Raw genomic sequence first — 14,766 nt, forward strand, 5'->3', positions numbered from 1 at the left:
ACGCACCTAGGCCCCATCAGGTCGGCCGGCAGGCTGATGACGCCGTCGCCGCGACGCCCTGCGCCATGGCTGAGCCGTGACGTCCCTATCTTTGCCCATCGACCGCGCAAGCAGGTATATGACGAGGCCGGGCAAAATGGTGCCGACGAGGACGGTCGCGCTCACTCTGGCGGCATTCGCCAGGTTGGAGTCCGGCGAGATGGTCTCGAACCAAGCTAACGCGGTAGCGAAGACCATGGCGATCACGGCGTACCCGACAACGAAGGTGGTCGCGCGAGACAAGCGAACCAGGCTCTCGGGTTTGGGATCGTCGGTCAGGCTCGACCTGCGTATCCGCGCCACCGTTTGAGCCGCGAATATCGCCCCCACAACTGCTCCGACGGCCATGATCGACACATCGCCTGCCGCAGGCGAGCTCGGAAAGACAGTGAGCAGGTAACTCACCAGCGCGATGCACAGCCGGTAGATTCCCACGAACACCATGCCGCCGGCCAGAAGACCGCCGAGTCGCATCAGGTACGTGCGTTGCTGCAACGAAAAATTCTCCCTGAGGGCCAGCAGCCAGACCAAACCGCAAATCAACGCCACGCTGCCGACCGCGAGCATTCCGCCGGCGGTTATCGCCTGTCCCCAGCCCAGCCGACACAACCCTCCGGTCAACGGTTTGGGTAAGCCACTGAGTTGCGCAAACAAAAAGCTGTCCAGCCCCATCGTGAAGAGGCCCGCGGAGAACAAGCCAATCGTGTGGGTGTCCTTCGCCTTTCCGCTGGCAAACAGAATGGACAGTGCCGCAAACTGAAATCCCGCGAGGAGCCCGGCAAGGGAGGCATAGGTGGGCGCCGAATCTACCACGCTCCACAAATTTGTGCAGTCAACCCCTCGCCCCCCACCCCCTGCGAAATAAACTCTGCGGCGAAATTAGCACGGTAGGACGATGATCCGCGGTCGAAAATCGTTGCGGCTCGTTCAACACGGGCGCAATTGGCGTATCCTCTTTGACCCGACTGAACGGGAACGCGCTGCCCGACGCACCGAATCGCCAGTGAATACCGGGGTTTTCGGTCAGCACGCCGCGTCGCCGCCGGACGAATACCGTATTCCTGTCTGGGCATTGCCGCGCACCTATTTGGGCATCAGTTGCTGACCGATCACGGAGCGGCGATTGCGGGGGCGATCCTGTACCTGTGCGTGGGAGCGGCCGGATATCCGGTCGGTGCCCTGCTCAGCATCATGCTCGTCGACCGCGTCGAACGACGGATCGCTTCGCTGTCGTCGACGGTGGTGTGGTTTATCGGGACGCTGTTGATTGTTGCGGTGTCGGCCCAGTCGCCATTTCGGCCGGAAGTTTCCTGGCCGCCGTCGCTTTGGGCTCGTACCTTCAAGTCGCCTACACATTCACAGCCCAAACTTCCCCACCCGCTGGCGGGCCCCTGGATTCGCTCTGTCCGACGGGCTGGGCGATTCGCCGCGATCGGCTCGACAGGTCTGTGTGCCGGTCTGGTCGCTCTGCTGGGCCCGAACGCGACCGGGCGGCGACTAGAGGAGATTTCCGCGTAATCGGCTGTCACCGCACGAGACGGTAGCGCTGCGTGGCAAGCAGGTCCTCGGCCGACGGGCGTGGATCTGCCGGTCGTAATCTCAGCGCCGGTACGGGATTCGACGCGCGCCGCGTCCGAGGCCGGCCGCAGCCCGGTGCGTGGACCGGCGTCGCGCCTATAGCTCTGCTACCTCTACCCTGACCCGTCGCGCCGGGCTAGGGTGACACTGCGGAGGCGGACCGAGCCGCCGTTGGGGGCGCGAGGTCGCAATTACTACAGGTACTACAGGCCGATGTGGTTGTGCGGGAGGTCCGTTGGACGGTCGCCGGTGTTCCGAGCGCGACGAGGGTCGATGGGTGAGCGATCTTTATTGCGCATGGCACGGTGCGCATGCTGTCGCGGTCGTCCAGGGCGGACATAAATCGACCTTATTGGTTGACCTGCAAACGAAAGGGTTTTGATGGGTACGGCCGCGGAGCGTGCAGCGCAATTGGATCTCGTCGCCCGACTCAAGTCGGCATATCCGGAGCTTCCGGACGCACCGACACCCGACATGCTGGACCACCGGCGTATTACCGCGTACCTGAAGCCGGTCCATGACGTGGGCGGCGAGCCGGATGTGCCGATGAGGTACGAGAACAAGCAGTATGAGCTGTGGGAACACATGACCTATGTCATCTGCGAAGTACTCGCTTGGCGAGGGATCTGGCTGTCTGAAGAGCGTCGCCGGATAGGCAACGTCGACGTCGGTCGGGCCGAATATCTGGGGCTGCCCTACTACGGCCGCTGGCTGTTGGCCGTCGCCCGTGTCCTCGTGGAGAAGCACCACATCGGGCTGACCGAACTAAGCGAGCGGATGGCCGACGTCCGCAGCCGCTACGAGGGGGGCCTCGCCGGAAAGACGTTGCAGGCGTCCCCGAAGTCCGAAGGCGACGGGTCGGAGGTCAAACGCAACAAGCACCACAAACGCGCTGTGGGAAAAGGCGATCCGCAGGTCTATGCCGGTCAGGCCGGGCACCCGAGGTTCAAGGTCGGCGACGTGGTGGTGGTACGAGAGCTCCCGGTGATCTTCTACACCCGCACCCCGGAGTACGTGCGCGGCGCGACAGGCGAGATCGCGGCGGTGGCCTACGAAAGCCCGGCCGCCGAGGATGAGACCTGGGACCGCCCCGCGACACCGGAATGGTTCTACGTCGTCAGGTTCAACATGTCCGAGCTGTGGTACGGCTACACCGGAACCTCCGATGACGTCATTCAGACCGAGATTCCCGAACACTGGCTGCAAGCCGCTCATTGAGAGCCGCGGAAAGGAATTTCGCGTGACTGACCACGACCACGACCACGAGCGCACAGTCGCGCCGATGGTCGACGAGATCACCGACTTCGAAGTTCTCGAGATCGCTCTGCGTGAATTGTGTATTGAGAAGGGCATTTTCACTGCCGAGGAACATCGCCGCTTCACCGAGTTCGCCGAACAGATCGGCCCCACTCCCGCGGCACGTTTGGTGGCCAGGGCGTGGCTGGACGCCGAGTTCAAGGAGCTTGCGCTCGCCGAACCGATGACGGCCAGCAAAGAGGTCGGTGTCGACTGGATGGAGCCGACCGGTTTCGGCACGCCCAGCGACTTCACCGCGTTCAAGATCCTCGCCGACACGCCAACGGTGCATAACGTGATCGTTTGCGCGTTGTGCTCTTGCTATCCGCGGCCGATCCTCGGCAACTCGCCGGAGTGGTATCGCACGCCTAACTACCGCCGGCGCATGGTCCGCTGGCCACGTCAGGTTCTCGCGGAATTCGGGCTCTACCTCCCCGACGAAATCTCCATCCACGTACAGGATTCCAACCAAAAGCACCGGTTCATGGTGATGCCGATGCGTCCCGACGGCACCGACGGCTGGGACGAAGACCAGCTCGTGGAAATCATCACCCGCGACTGCTTGATCGGTGTCGCTCTGCCGAAGGCCGGCGTCACCTCCAACGTGATCACCGACACCCGTCCCGCGATCCACCCGGGGACCACCGGATGAGCGCGGCGTCAGATTCTGGCGCACTCAGCGACGCGTATATCGCGGCCCTCGAGGAAATCGTCGAGCGCAATCAAGTCTGGCCGCGAATGGCGGCCAAGTACGGCGTCGAGAATCCCGTGCCGCCGTGGAAGACCAGCCTCGACGGCCTCTGCGACGCCCTCGATCGCGCCGCATGCGACGCAAACATCCCTAGTTTCAAAGAGCGGCGCGATGAGGAAGACGCGCTGTCCGCGACCGTCTACGCGAACTTGCCCTACCCGGAGAACCAACTCCTGGCGCTGGCGCACTCCCTGGTGGTGCGCGGCATCCTGGATGAGGCCGAACTGCGACAACGGCTCGTCAAAATCCGCGCGAGACTCGAAGCCTGACCGGCACTCCTAGCTCACGGGCGCCAGTCGGGTGCGTGCGCGCTCGCCCAACCTTCGCGCGCGGCGTCCAGCGCACCGATACCGCGACACTGAAACCACGCATACGACACGCCGAAAAGCGCCGCAACGGTTTATGTTTCGGCGCGCAGGAAGGACCTGAGTCGGTCGAGAACCAGCTCGGGCCGCTCCTCGACGATCCAGTGGCCGGCGCCCTCGACGACCTCGACGTCGAAATCGGTGATGCGGTCGGCGTATCCGTCCAGCAGATCGACTGTGAGCACGGGATCTTTCGTGCCGCACAGCCAGCGGACCGGCACCTCCACGCGGGCGTCGTTGTATTCGCCGCGCAGCCAGCTGAACAGCTCGGTGCTCAGGAAGGTGCGATACCACCGCGAGCCCGCCAACGCGTGCCCGGGCTGGCGCATGCACTCGATGTAGAAGCGGACGTCGTCCTCGGGCACCAGGTAGTCCCCGCCGACCCACGAGGCCAGCATCCGGTAAAACCGGGCCTTCGGATCGCCGACCACGCGCGGGCCGATCACCGGCAGCGCTATCGGGACCTGGTACCAGAACCGCCAGACGTTGCGCAGCAGCTTGATGTTGGGCTTGGTCCATGGCGCGGAGGTGTTCATCCCGAAAAATCCGGTGACCTTCTCCGGATGGCGCAGCATCATGGTGAACGCGACCGGACCGCCCCAGTCGTGGGCGGCCAGTTTGACGGTCGCGACGCCCAACCGGTCCAGGACCGCGGCCAGGTCGTCGGCCATGTCGTTCTTGAGGTATCGGGACGGTGGCGCCGAGCTCCACCCCGCGCCCCGCAGGTCGGGGCACAGCACGCGGTAGCCATCGGCGGCAAGCGGACCGATCAGTTCGTGCCACTCCCACCAGTTCTGGGGAAAGCCGTGCACCAGCATCACCGCGGGCCCATGGGCGGGACCCGCGTCCGCGACGTGGATGGTGACACCGTCCCCGAGCTCGATGTACCTGTGTTCGACACCGTCCAGCGCGGGCATTGCGACCATGTGTTGAGAAGGTACTCGATGCCTTAAAACCGACTAACCCAGGAACCGCTCCACGTAAGGCGCGAAGCGTGCCCGCAGGCTGTCCTCCGTGAGCCCGAACATCTCGTAAGACGTTTCGACGTTTCCCAGCCGACCGCGCTGGTGGCCCGACAGGTAGTCGGCGACCGCCCCGCGCGCCGGTTCGGTGAACGGCTCGCCGGCCAGGGCGTATACCCGCTCGGCGACGCCGAGTTCGTCGGCCATGAAATCGTCGAAGCGAATGTCGACCGAGCGTTCCGGACCGATCGTGTCGCGGTCGCGGACGAGCGCCGCCAGCATCCGGTCGAGCCGCTCGACCCAGTAGCCCGCGATCTGCGGCACTGGCACTGGCGAGCGGTGCATGCGCGCCGAGTAGGTGATCATCGCGATCATCGAAAGCGCCACGGGGACCGGGTCGCGGTGGGTGAACACGACGATGCTGCCGGGGAACACGCGGTCCAGCACCGGCACCTGCTCGAGGTGCTGGGGCGACTTGAGCAGCCAACGCCGGCCGCCGCGCAGGAACTGCATGGCCTTGAGTTGCCGGGCGAGGTATTCGTAGTGCGGCGTCTGGTCGTGGGACTGGTAATAGTCGCGCCAGCGCGGCACCTCGGCCAGCGTTTCGAAGAGCATCGTCGAAAAGTCGTTGGCCAGCAGCTGGATTTCTTCGTGCACGTGATCGGTGGTCATCTCGTGCATCAGCGGGAAATACGGCATCACGGTGTTGATCACCCCGACCCCGACGTCCATCCGCACCCGCCGCGGGTCGGGCTCGAGGCCCGCCTCCTGCGGCAGCGGAAACGGTTCGACACTCTCCCAGTACGGCATGGTGCGGAAGGTGGGCGCCGACGCCAGCAGGTTGTGCAGATGTGTGGTGCCGGTGCGGGGCAGACCGGCGATCACGATCGGCGGCACCAGCTCGATGTCGTCGATCTCGGGATGCCTGCCCAACAGGTCGGTGAACAGGAGCCGGTTCTTGAGCAATTGCAGCAGCTGCGCGTAGAAGTTGACCGCGCCCGCCGCGTGCAACCCGTCGATCTCGCGCAGCGCGGCGAGGTAGACATCGAGCCGTTCCCGATAGTCCTCCGGACCGAAATCGGCGAGTCCGGTATCGGCCGCGGCCCCGGTATGCAGCGCGTCGGCATCCAGCGGACAGTCCGGCGCCAGCGTGGCCATCATGTCCAGAATTTGCTGCGCCTCGGGGCTGAACCGGGGCTGGGCGAGGTCGTCAAGGCGAACGGCGTCGGTCACGGCGACTTATGTTACTCTCGGTTTCGTAATGGTAGTGGATTTTGGCCGACCCCGTGACCCACGCATCGACGGCGCGGTGCTGAGCGCGACCGTCGACCTGCTCGCCGAGACGGGTTATGCCGGGCTGCTGGTCTCCGCGATCGCCGAACGGGCCGGCACCAGCAAACCCGCGATCTATCGGCGCTGGCCGAGCAAGGCGCACCTCGTCCACGAGGCGGTGTTCCCGATCGGCGCGGCGACCGAGCTGCCCGATACCGGAACGTTGCCCGGGGACCTGCGCGAAATGGTCCGTCGCTCAATGGCTTTCCTGACGACACCGGCCGCCCGGTCGGCGCTGCCCGGCCTGGTCGGTGAGATGGCAGCGGATCCAACCCTGCATTCGGCGCTGCTGGAGCGGTTCGCCGGCATTATCGGCGGCGGCCTGGCCGAGTTGCTCGAGCGGGCCGCGGGCCGCGGCGAGGTCCGGCCCGACGTGACCGCCGCCGAGCTAACCGAGGCCATTGCCGGCATCACGCTCATCGGCCTGTTGACCCGCGTCGCCGAACTCGACGATGCGTGGGTCGATCGCACCACCGCCTTGCTTCTGAAGGGAATCAGCGCATGACGCACGAATCGACGGCCGCATGGAAAGAGCTACTGGCCGCCCTCGGTGATCTGGATCGCGGCTTCCTCGAAGGCGATCGGGCGGTGACCGATGACCGTCACATCGCCGACGGCTACCGCACGCTCGCCACCACGCTGGGCGTCGCCCTGGATGCCTATCTGTTCCCCGAACCCGGCCGACCGCAGTTCGTCGCGGTGAACACGCCGTTCCGCCGGGACCGCCGCTGGGGCGGCGACAATACCGACGCGTATTACTTCCTGTGCCCGGTCGATCCGAAGCGGCGCTACCACATCAGCGGCAATCGCGGTGACAGCGTGTACTTTTCGGTGACTGCCTACAACGAGCCGTCACCGGGGGCCTGGTCGGACCGGGTGGTATCGATAGTCCGCGACAGTGACCTCGCAATCGACGCCGACGGCAACTTCAGCTTCGAATTCCCCCCGACACCCGACGCGGACGTGCTGATGACACGCGACTATCAGGCCGACCCACTGACCGGCCGCCCGGTCGTCTGGCACATCGAGGCGCTCGACGAACCGGATCCGATTCGGCACGGCGACGCCGAGACGGCCGCGAGCCTGCGGGCGGCCGCCACCTGGCTGCGCACGATGTTCGCCATCGTCCCGCTGGCCGTCGGTGAGCGCGTTGACGACGAGCATGCGCTCGGGCACGAGACCGCCCATGCCGCAAACGAATTCGCCCACCCCTATCAGGTGCCGGACGCCAACTTCGGCTGGTCGGCGCGCGACGCGTGCTACTCCTACGGCAGCTTCGTGCTCGACGACGACGAGGCTCTGGTGATCACGCACCGACCGCCGGCGTGCCGATTCTGGAACATGGTGGTGTGGAACCAGTTCATGGCCACGTACGGCGCCGCCGATGCTCGCTGCTCGGTCAACGGGCACAGCGCCGTGCTCAACGGCGACGGCACGGTAACCGTCGTCTTGTCCCACACGACAACCGCCCACCCGAATTCGCTGACCACGCTGGGCTATCCGCGAGGCAACCTCGCCTTCCGCTGGTTCCTGGCCGATGGGGTGCCAGAGCGCCCCGAGGTGAAACTGGTCAAGCTCTCCGCGGCGCCGACAACCGTGGATTAAACCTCGCGGACCAGCTCGATCGCCCGGCCCAGGGTGCTCAGTTTGGCATCCAGTGTGTCCCCGGCGGGATACAGGCGCACGGTGTTGACGCCGGCGTCACGCCAGACGGCGAGCCGGGATCGCACCATCGCCTCGGTGCCGATGAGCGTGGTGGCCAGCACCATTTCGTCGGTCACCAGCCCTGCCGCGCCGTCGCGGTCGCCGCGCTGCCAGCGCTGGCGGACCTCGGCGGCCACGTCGGCCCAGCCCTGGCGGCTGTAGGCCCGGTTATAGAAGTTCGTGCTCGACGACCCCATGCCACCGAGGCTGAAGGCGAGCTCCTTTTTGCGGCCCGCCAGCGTGCCGCGCAGCTCGTCTTCGTCCGCGGCGAAGGCGACCTCGGCGCCCTGGCAGATGTCGATGTCGGCGCGGCCGCGGCCGGCGACCGCCAGCCCCTCGTCGAGGTGCGAGAAGTAGGCATCGTCGGCGCCCTCCGGCACGAAGCTGGTGCCCAGCCAGCCGTCGGCGATCCGCCCGGTCAGCCGCAGCATCGCCGGCGACAGCGCGGCCAGGTAGATCGGAATGCTGTGCTCGGCCCGGGTGGACAACCGCATGGGCACCACCTCACCGCCGGGCCGCGGGATTTGGAATTCCGTTCCGGAGTAGGAGATCTTGCCTCCGCCGAACGCCTGCCGCACGACGTCGACGGTCTCGGCGATACGCGCCAGCGGCCGGCTGAACGAGACGCCGTGCAGGCCCTCGATCACCTGTGGGCCCGACGCCCCCAGCCCCAGCAGGAATCGCCCGTTCGAGAGGTTGGACAGCGTGATCGCGGTCTGGGCGACCAGGACGGGCGACCGGGTGCCGACCTGCAGGATGCCGGAACCGAGCAGCATCCGGTCGGTCCGCGCCGCGAGGTAGCCCAGCGCCGACGGCGCGTCCGCACCCCACGCCTCGGCCACCCAGCAAACGTCGAGACCCAGCTTCTCCGCTTCGACAACGAGGGTGGCGACTTCGGTTGCGGCGCCGGATAACTCGACCGTCGTCGCCGTCCGCATCAACGCACTCCGCGTTCGGCCAGCCTCTTGAGCGCGGCGAGCGTCTTGGTGATCGCGGCTTCGAATTCCCGCATCCGCACGAACACGATCTTTTCTTCCTTGTCGGGCATCGAGTCGATGGCCACCGAGAGCCCCGAGCGTCCCGGACCCATCCGCATCCAGAAGCTCAGCAGGGTGCCACCGTCGCGGGGCTTCAGCCGGAATCGCCACGTCGCCGACGGGTTATCGATTTCGCCCACCGCCCAGGCGAATTCGCGCGGGCGGTCGCACGCGACGATCTGCGAGGTGGTGCTCCACTGCCCGAACGCCTCGTGCTCGTTATGGCCGACGAAGCGGGCGCCGGTCCGGGGCCGATCCGCTCCGTCCGCCCATTCCACGGCCTTCAACTCGTTGCTGAACGTCGGCATCAGCTCGATGTCGGAGACCAGGTCCCAGACACGCTCCGGGTCGGCGTCAATCCACGTCGAGGCCTCGACCGTCGGGGTGTCCGCGTAGCGCGCGCCGGTCCATTCCACGCACCTCATTGTCCCCCGCTTCGGGCCCGAGGCAATGCTCCGGTGCGAAGCGGGACAGAGACGTTATGCGGCGACCCGGGCCCGATCGGCGGGCTGGTCGGGGCTGGGCTTCCGCGTCCACGAGTCCGGGAAGGTCAGCTTGACGATCTTGCGGACGACGGTGCCGAACTGCTGCAGCAGCGGCCCCCGGTTGTAGGGGATGCCGTAGCGCTGGCAGATCTCCTGCACCTCGGGCGCGATCTCGGCATACCGGCGGGCCGGTATGTCCGGGAACAGGTGGTGCTCGATCTGGTGCGAGAGGTTGCCGGACAGCAAGTGAAACAGCTTGCCCCCGGTCAGGTTTGCCGAACCGAGCACCTGGCGGAAGTACCACATGCCGCGGGACTCGTCCTTGGTCTCCTCGACGGTGAACTCTTGGGTGCCGTCCGGAAAGTGGCCGCAGAAGATGATCATGTACGACCACACGTTACGCATCAGGTTGGCCGAGACGTTGCCCGCGAAGACGAACGGGGCGAACGGCCCGGCCAGCAGCGGGAAGGCGACGTAGTCCTTGAGGGTCTGCCGGCGGGTCTTTTTCCAGATCTCGCGCAGCACCTCTCGCTTGTCGGCGAGCCGGATCTCCCCGGTGCGGATGCGTTCGGTTTCCAGCTCGTGCAGCGCGACGCCGTATTGGAACAGCACCATCAACAGGAAGGCGTAGACGGGGTTGCCGATGAAGTACGGCGTCCAGCGCTGGTCCTCGCTCATCCGCAGGATGCCGTAGCCGATGTCGCGGTCCATCCCCACGATGTTGGTGTGCGTGTGGTGCATGTAGTTGTGCGAATGCCGCCATTGATCGGCGGGGCAAGCGGTGTCCCACTCGAAGGACCGGCCGGAGATCGCCGGGTCGCGCATCCAGTCGTACTGGCCGTGCATGATGTTGTGGCCAATCTCCATGTTGTCCAGGATCTTGGACACACCCAGCATCGCGGTGCCCAGCGGCCACGCCGGCGGCAGGAACAGTAGTGCCCGGCCGCCGACCTCGAGCGCGCGCTGCGCTTTGATGACGCGGCGGATGTAGTCGGCGTCCTTTTCGCCCAGGTCCGCCATGATGCGTTCCTTGATGGCGTCCAGTTCGCGGCCGAATGTGTCGGCCTGCTCGGGGGTCAGGGTGATCTTGTTGTCTGACATGGCATTTCTCCTCTCCATGGTTGAGAGTTAGAGGGATAGGTCGACGTCACCGACCGGGACGGACACGCAGATCTGCACGTCCTCGTCGGGTTGGGTCGAGACTGCGCCGGTGACCAGGTTGCGCACTGTTCCGGCGGTCTTGCGCCGGGTGCAGGTGTGGCAGATGCCCATCCGGCACCCGTTTTGCGGCGTCAGCCCGGCCGATTCGGCCTGCTCCAGGAGCGACCGGCCGTCGTCGACGACGTTGATCCCGCTGTCGGCGAACGCTATTCGCCCGCCCGACGGATCGGCCGGAGCGTCGAAGGCCGGCGGCACGAAGCTCTCGGTGAACACGTTGTTGCAGTGTTCCCGCACCGCCTCGACCAAAGCCGTTGGCCCGCAGACGAACACCGCGTCCGGGTTGGGCAGGGCGGCGGCCAGGTGCTCCGGGCCGAAGCGGCCCACCAGGTCCCCGGCGCCGGAGCGGGTGTAACCGTGCAGAACGCGGACGCCGGACCGATCGTGGTGGGCGGCCAGCTCGTCGCGGTAGCACGCCTCGTTCGGCGTGCGGGCGTAGTGCACGAACGCGACCTCGCCCTCGTGGCGCTCGGCGATCAGCGTACGCAGCATCGCCATGACCGGGGTGATGCCGCTTCCACCGGAGACGAGCAGGATCCGGCGCGGCCGCACCGCGGGCAACACGAAGTCGCCGCCGACGCCGGCCAGGCCGACCACCAGGCCGCGGTGGGCCCGCTCGTACAGGTAGCTCGACACCAGCCCGCCGTCGTGGTGGCCGATCGTCAGCTCGAGGGTGGCGCCGCCTTCGGCGTTGGCCGGTGAGTAGCAGCGGGTGTGCCGGCGACCGTCGATGTCGACGGTGAGGTTGACGTACTGGCCGGCTTGGACGGTGTGGTTGGACATGAAGGTCGCGTTGGGGGCGAGGGTGAGGGTGACGCTGCGCGGCGTGGTGCGGCGCACGTCGATGACCTTGGCGCGGGCCTCGCCCAGCGTCCAGGTCGGCGCCACCAGCTCGGTGTAGCGGTCCACGCCGTGCGGACCGGTGAGCAGGTCTAGCAGGTCTGAACCCAGCACTCGCCTCCGCAAGGTTTGCGCGAGATTCCGAGTCGCTGTTTGAGTGAACATATGTACACCGTGCGACTACACGGCCCTGGTCGTCAAGGGTTTAGCGCCTGTTTGTGGTAGGGTTCACACAGTGAACAGCCGTGCTCCCAGCTCACGGCCGCATCGGTCGGGCCGCGAGCGCGCGCGCGACAACCCCTCTCGCGAGGAGCGCAAGGAGGCCACGCGCCGCGCAATCATCGCCGCGGCCCTCAAGCTGCTGCAGGACCGCAGTTTTTCCAGCCTGAGCCTGCGCGAGGTGACCCGCGAGGTCGGGATCGTGCCGGCGGCCTTCTACCGGCACTTCGAGTCGATGGAGGCCCTTGGGCTGGTCCTGATCGACGAATCGTTTCGCACCTTGCGGGACACGCTGCGGGGCGCGCGCGCCGGCAAACTCGACCCGAACCGGGTGATCGAGTCGTCGGTCGAGATCGTCATCGCCAGCATCACGGAACGGCGCGAGCATTGGCGGTTCATCTATCGGGAGCGCTCGGGCGGGGTGACCGTCCTGCGCTACGCGATCCGCACCGAGCTGCGGCTGATCACCTCCGAGCTGGCCACCGACCTCGCCAGATTCACCGGCCTCAACGCGTGGAGCACCGAGGACCTGAACATACTGGCGACCCTGTTCGTCAACTCGATGATCGTCATCGCCGAGGCGATCGAGGACGCGCAGACCACGGAGGCGCTGGAAGACATCCGGCGAGCAGCGGTCAAGCAGTTGCGGATGATCACCATCGGGATCGCCGGCTGGCGGAGCAGTCCCTAAGACGACGCTCGCGGAGTGAACAACCGAGCACTCACCGCTCGGACTGCTCGTCGACAACCTCGTACAGTGAGTCGCCATCTTCGGGGGTTCCGTCGATCTGGCCGCGGTCGACCCGCCCGGGACCACCATCGTCGCTCGCCCCGGCCCCGACGGCGGCGTCATCGGAAACGTCCGGTTCTTCCTCGGCCAGCCGGTCGTCGAGCGATTCGCCTTCGCGCTCCTCACGCGCGGTCATCCCGAAGCGGTTCGCTTCGCTCCAGTCCTCGGGCGGGTCGACGACGATGTCGCCGTCATCGTTGCGCAGCTCGTCGGAGTCGGTGCCTTCGCTCGCGCTCAGGGTGTCACCCGGGCCGCCCTCGTCGGGAAAGTCGCCTGTGTTGCTAGCCATACGCAACGGTTGCCCCGGTGCCCCGCGATTAAACGCGGGCAACGCCTCACCGCGGCGTACGCCACATCGCCCAGATCGGTGGACCACCGTGGGGCAGCCGGATCTCCTGAGTGACCGTGAAGCCGAAACGTTCGTAGTACGGCACGTTCTCGGGCTTACTCGACTCGAGGTAGGCCGGACAATACTCGGCGTCGCAGCGGTCCAGCCGCGACCGCATAAGCGCCTGCCCGAAGCCCTGGCCGCGGACCGTGGGATCGCTGCCCAGCACGGCCAGGTACCAGTGTGGTTCTTCGGGATGCAAGTGCTTCATGAGTTCCTGCACTCCGCGCGCCCTCGCCGAACGCGACCCGAACACCCGGATGAAGCTCGGCATCATCGCAAACTCCTCGCGGCGCGAATGCCGCCAGCGATCGGGTGGGTCCCACAGCGCGGCCGCGCCGATGCCCGGGCCGTCGCAGGCCACCTCGACGCCGCCACCGGCCAGATGATGGTGGCGGGTCATCGCCGCGAACAACCGGGTCGCCTGCGCAGAGCGAGCGCGCTCGTCGGGAAGGATCCACATGATGACGGGATCGTCGAAGAAGGCCCGCGCCAGGGTGCGTGACAGATCGCGAACGTCGGCTTTGCGCGCGGGGCGCACTTGCGGGGTCACCCACGTCAGGCTAGTGGGTGGGTGGTCGGCCGTCAGATGGGTATCTTCACCCGGTGAGCGGCATGTCGCGGCGAGCGTTCGGGCGAATGGCCGCCGGCGCGGGAGCGCTCGGCCCCGCCGGACTATCGGAAGCCTGCGGCAAATCGGGATCCGACCAAAAGCCCACCGCTCCGCCGCCGGCGGGCAAGGGCGTGGGAATCGTGCTATCCCATGAGCAGTTCCGCACCGATCAGCTGGTGGCGCAGGCGCAGGCCGCCGAGCAAGCCGGCTTCCAGTACGCGTGGGCCAGCGACCACATCCAGCCGTGGCAGGACAACGAGGGGCACTCGATGTTTCCGTGGCTGACCCTGGCCCTGGTCGGCAAAAGCACCAGCCGCATCTCGTTCGGCACCGGGGTGACCTGCCCGACCTATCGCTATCACCCCGCCACGGTGGCCCAGGCGTTCGCGTCCCTGGCCATCCTCAGCCCGGGACGGGTGTTTCTGGGGTTGGGCACCGGCGAGCGACTCAACGAACAGGCCACCACAGACGCGTACGGCAACTACCACGAACGCCGCGACCGGCTGATCGAGGCGATCGAATTGACCCGGCAGCTGTGGAGCGGTTCACGAATATCCTTTGCCGGCCGCTATTTTCAGACGAATTCCTTGAAGCTTTACGACGTGCCGGCCACTGCGCCGCCGATCTTCGTAGCTGCCAGCGGACCCAAGAGCGCAAGAGTGGCCGGGCAATGCGGCGACGGCTGGATCACCCAGGCTCGAGATGTCACCAATGCGAAGTTGTTGGCCGCGTTCAGCGCGGGTGCGCAGGCGGCCGGACGTGACGCCACCAACCTGGGCAAGCGCGCCGAGTTGTTCAGCGTGGTCGGGGACACTAGGCAGGCCACCCGCGCAGCCACCCTGTGGCGCTTCACCGCCGGGGCCGTCGATCAACCCAACCCCGTGGAGATCCAACGCGCCGCGGAGTCGAATCCGATTGACAAGGTGCTGGCCAACTGGACGGTCGGCACCGATCCCGCCCCCCACGTCGATGCCGTGCAGAAGGTCCTCGACGCCGGAGCCGTACCGTTTCTGCACTTTCCGCAGGACGATCCCGTCACCGCCATCGACTTCTACCGCACCAACGTGTTACCGAAACTGCACTGAAGGATCCTTCGGGGTTCGCTTGCCTTTCCCTTGCGTTTCAACACATCCCACCGGGGTACTCGCA

At 66.5% G+C, this 14,766-nt stretch carries 17 protein-coding genes; 8 read left to right on the forward strand and 9 right to left on the reverse strand.

The window, feature by feature from the left end:
• Positions 1 to 6: 6 nt before the first annotated feature.
• A complete protein-coding gene (locus tag A5787_RS25685) occupies positions 7 to 852 on the reverse strand; it encodes a hypothetical protein (protein ID WP_066972384.1) in 846 nt (281 codons plus the stop codon).
• 285 nt (positions 853 to 1,137) lie between these two features.
• On the opposite strand from A5787_RS25685, the gene A5787_RS25690 reads away from it, so the two are divergent.
• From A5787_RS25690 to A5787_RS25705, 4 genes are all read left to right on the forward strand, one after another.
• A complete protein-coding gene (locus A5787_RS25690) occupies positions 1,138 to 1,557 on the forward strand; it encodes a hypothetical protein (protein WP_066972387.1) in 420 nt (139 codons plus the stop codon).
• A 441-nt stretch (positions 1,558 to 1,998) separates the two neighbouring features.
• Complete coding sequence (locus A5787_RS25695; protein WP_066972390.1) at positions 1,999 to 2,835, forward strand: SH3-like domain-containing protein; 837 nt, start codon at positions 1,999 to 2,001, stop codon at positions 2,833 to 2,835.
• Between the two features lie 64 nt (positions 2,836 to 2,899).
• Positions 2,900 to 3,565 (forward strand): thiocyanate hydrolase subunit gamma, encoded by a 666-nt coding sequence (scnC, locus tag A5787_RS25700; protein WP_066972483.1) that lies wholly within the window; start codon positions 2,900 to 2,902, stop codon positions 3,563 to 3,565.
• Positions 3,562 to 3,933 (forward strand): thiocyanate hydrolase, encoded by a 372-nt coding sequence (locus A5787_RS25705; protein ID WP_066972393.1) that lies wholly within the window; start codon positions 3,562 to 3,564, stop codon positions 3,931 to 3,933. The genes scnC and A5787_RS25705 overlap by 4 nt, the downstream gene beginning before the upstream one ends.
• Before the next feature lie 131 nt (positions 3,934 to 4,064).
• Here the strand turns inward: A5787_RS25705 and A5787_RS25710 are convergent, their stop codons facing one another.
• Positions 4,065 to 4,955 (reverse strand): alpha/beta fold hydrolase, encoded by an 891-nt coding sequence (locus A5787_RS25710; RefSeq protein WP_066972396.1) that lies wholly within the window; start codon positions 4,953 to 4,955, stop codon positions 4,065 to 4,067.
• Between the two features lie 33 nt (positions 4,956 to 4,988).
• On the reverse strand, positions 4,989 to 6,224 hold the full coding sequence (locus A5787_RS25715) for a sulfotransferase (RefSeq protein WP_066972399.1): 1,236 nt from the start codon (positions 6,222 to 6,224) through the stop codon (positions 4,989 to 4,991).
• Positions 6,225 to 6,252: 28 nt separating this feature from the next.
• On the opposite strand from A5787_RS25715, the gene A5787_RS25720 reads away from it, so the two are divergent.
• On the forward strand, positions 6,253 to 6,828 hold the full coding sequence (locus A5787_RS25720) for a TetR/AcrR family transcriptional regulator (protein ID WP_066972402.1): 576 nt from the start codon (positions 6,253 to 6,255) through the stop codon (positions 6,826 to 6,828).
• Entirely contained in the window at positions 6,825 to 7,928 is a 1,104-nt protein-coding gene (locus A5787_RS25725; protein WP_066972405.1) for a DUF1214 domain-containing protein, read from the forward strand. The genes A5787_RS25720 and A5787_RS25725 overlap by 4 nt, the downstream gene beginning before the upstream one ends.
• On the opposite strand, the gene A5787_RS25730 is transcribed toward A5787_RS25725, so the two are convergent.
• The 4 genes from A5787_RS25730 to A5787_RS25745 are packed head-to-tail and all read right to left on the reverse strand — an operon-like array spanning position 7,925 to position 11,772.
• Positions 7,925 to 8,965: an LLM class flavin-dependent oxidoreductase gene (locus A5787_RS25730; protein ID WP_066972408.1), complete on the reverse strand. Its 1,041-nt coding sequence runs from the start codon at positions 8,963 to 8,965 to the stop codon at positions 7,925 to 7,927. The genes A5787_RS25725 and A5787_RS25730 overlap by 4 nt on opposite strands.
• Positions 8,965 to 9,489 carry an SRPBCC family protein gene (locus A5787_RS25735; protein WP_197507408.1) on the reverse strand — a complete coding sequence of 175 codons (525 nt, stop codon included), beginning with the start codon at positions 9,487 to 9,489 and terminating at the stop codon, positions 8,965 to 8,967. The genes A5787_RS25730 and A5787_RS25735 overlap by 1 nt, the downstream gene beginning before the upstream one ends.
• A gap of 54 nt (positions 9,490 to 9,543) precedes the next feature.
• Entirely contained in the window at positions 9,544 to 10,650 is a 1,107-nt protein-coding gene (locus tag A5787_RS25740; protein ID WP_066972412.1) for an acyl-CoA desaturase, read from the reverse strand.
• Positions 10,651 to 10,677: 27 nt separating this feature from the next.
• A complete protein-coding gene (locus A5787_RS25745; RefSeq protein ID WP_066972414.1) occupies positions 10,678 to 11,772 on the reverse strand; it encodes a flavin reductase family protein in 1,095 nt (364 codons plus the stop codon).
• 70 nt (positions 11,773 to 11,842) lie between these two features.
• On the opposite strand from A5787_RS25745, the gene A5787_RS25750 reads away from it, so the two are divergent.
• Positions 11,843 to 12,517, forward strand: coding sequence for a TetR family transcriptional regulator (locus A5787_RS25750; RefSeq protein ID WP_066972417.1), 675 nt, complete (start codon positions 11,843 to 11,845; stop codon positions 12,515 to 12,517).
• Positions 12,518 to 12,548: 31 nt separating this feature from the next.
• Here A5787_RS25750 and A5787_RS25755 read toward each other — a convergent pair whose 3' ends face one another.
• Positions 12,549 to 12,905, reverse strand: a complete 357-nt coding sequence (locus A5787_RS25755; protein WP_066972420.1) for a hypothetical protein — start codon at positions 12,903 to 12,905, stop codon at positions 12,549 to 12,551.
• 46 nt (positions 12,906 to 12,951) lie between these two features.
• The gene (locus A5787_RS25760; protein WP_066972423.1) at positions 12,952 to 13,557 is read right to left on the reverse strand and encodes a GNAT family N-acetyltransferase; all 606 of its coding nucleotides are present in this window, start codon (positions 13,555 to 13,557) and stop codon (positions 12,952 to 12,954) included.
• A gap of 53 nt (positions 13,558 to 13,610) precedes the next feature.
• Here A5787_RS25760 and A5787_RS25765 point away from each other — a divergent pair, with 53 nt between their 5' ends.
• A complete protein-coding gene (locus A5787_RS25765) occupies positions 13,611 to 14,702 on the forward strand; it encodes a F420-dependent hydroxymycolic acid dehydrogenase (RefSeq protein WP_066972426.1) in 1,092 nt (363 codons plus the stop codon).
• Positions 14,703 to 14,766 lie beyond the last annotated feature (64 nt).

The organism is Mycobacterium sp. 852002-50816_SCH5313054-b (assembly GCF_001667185.1).
Lineage (GTDB): Bacteria > Actinomycetota > Actinomycetes > Mycobacteriales > Mycobacteriaceae > Mycobacterium.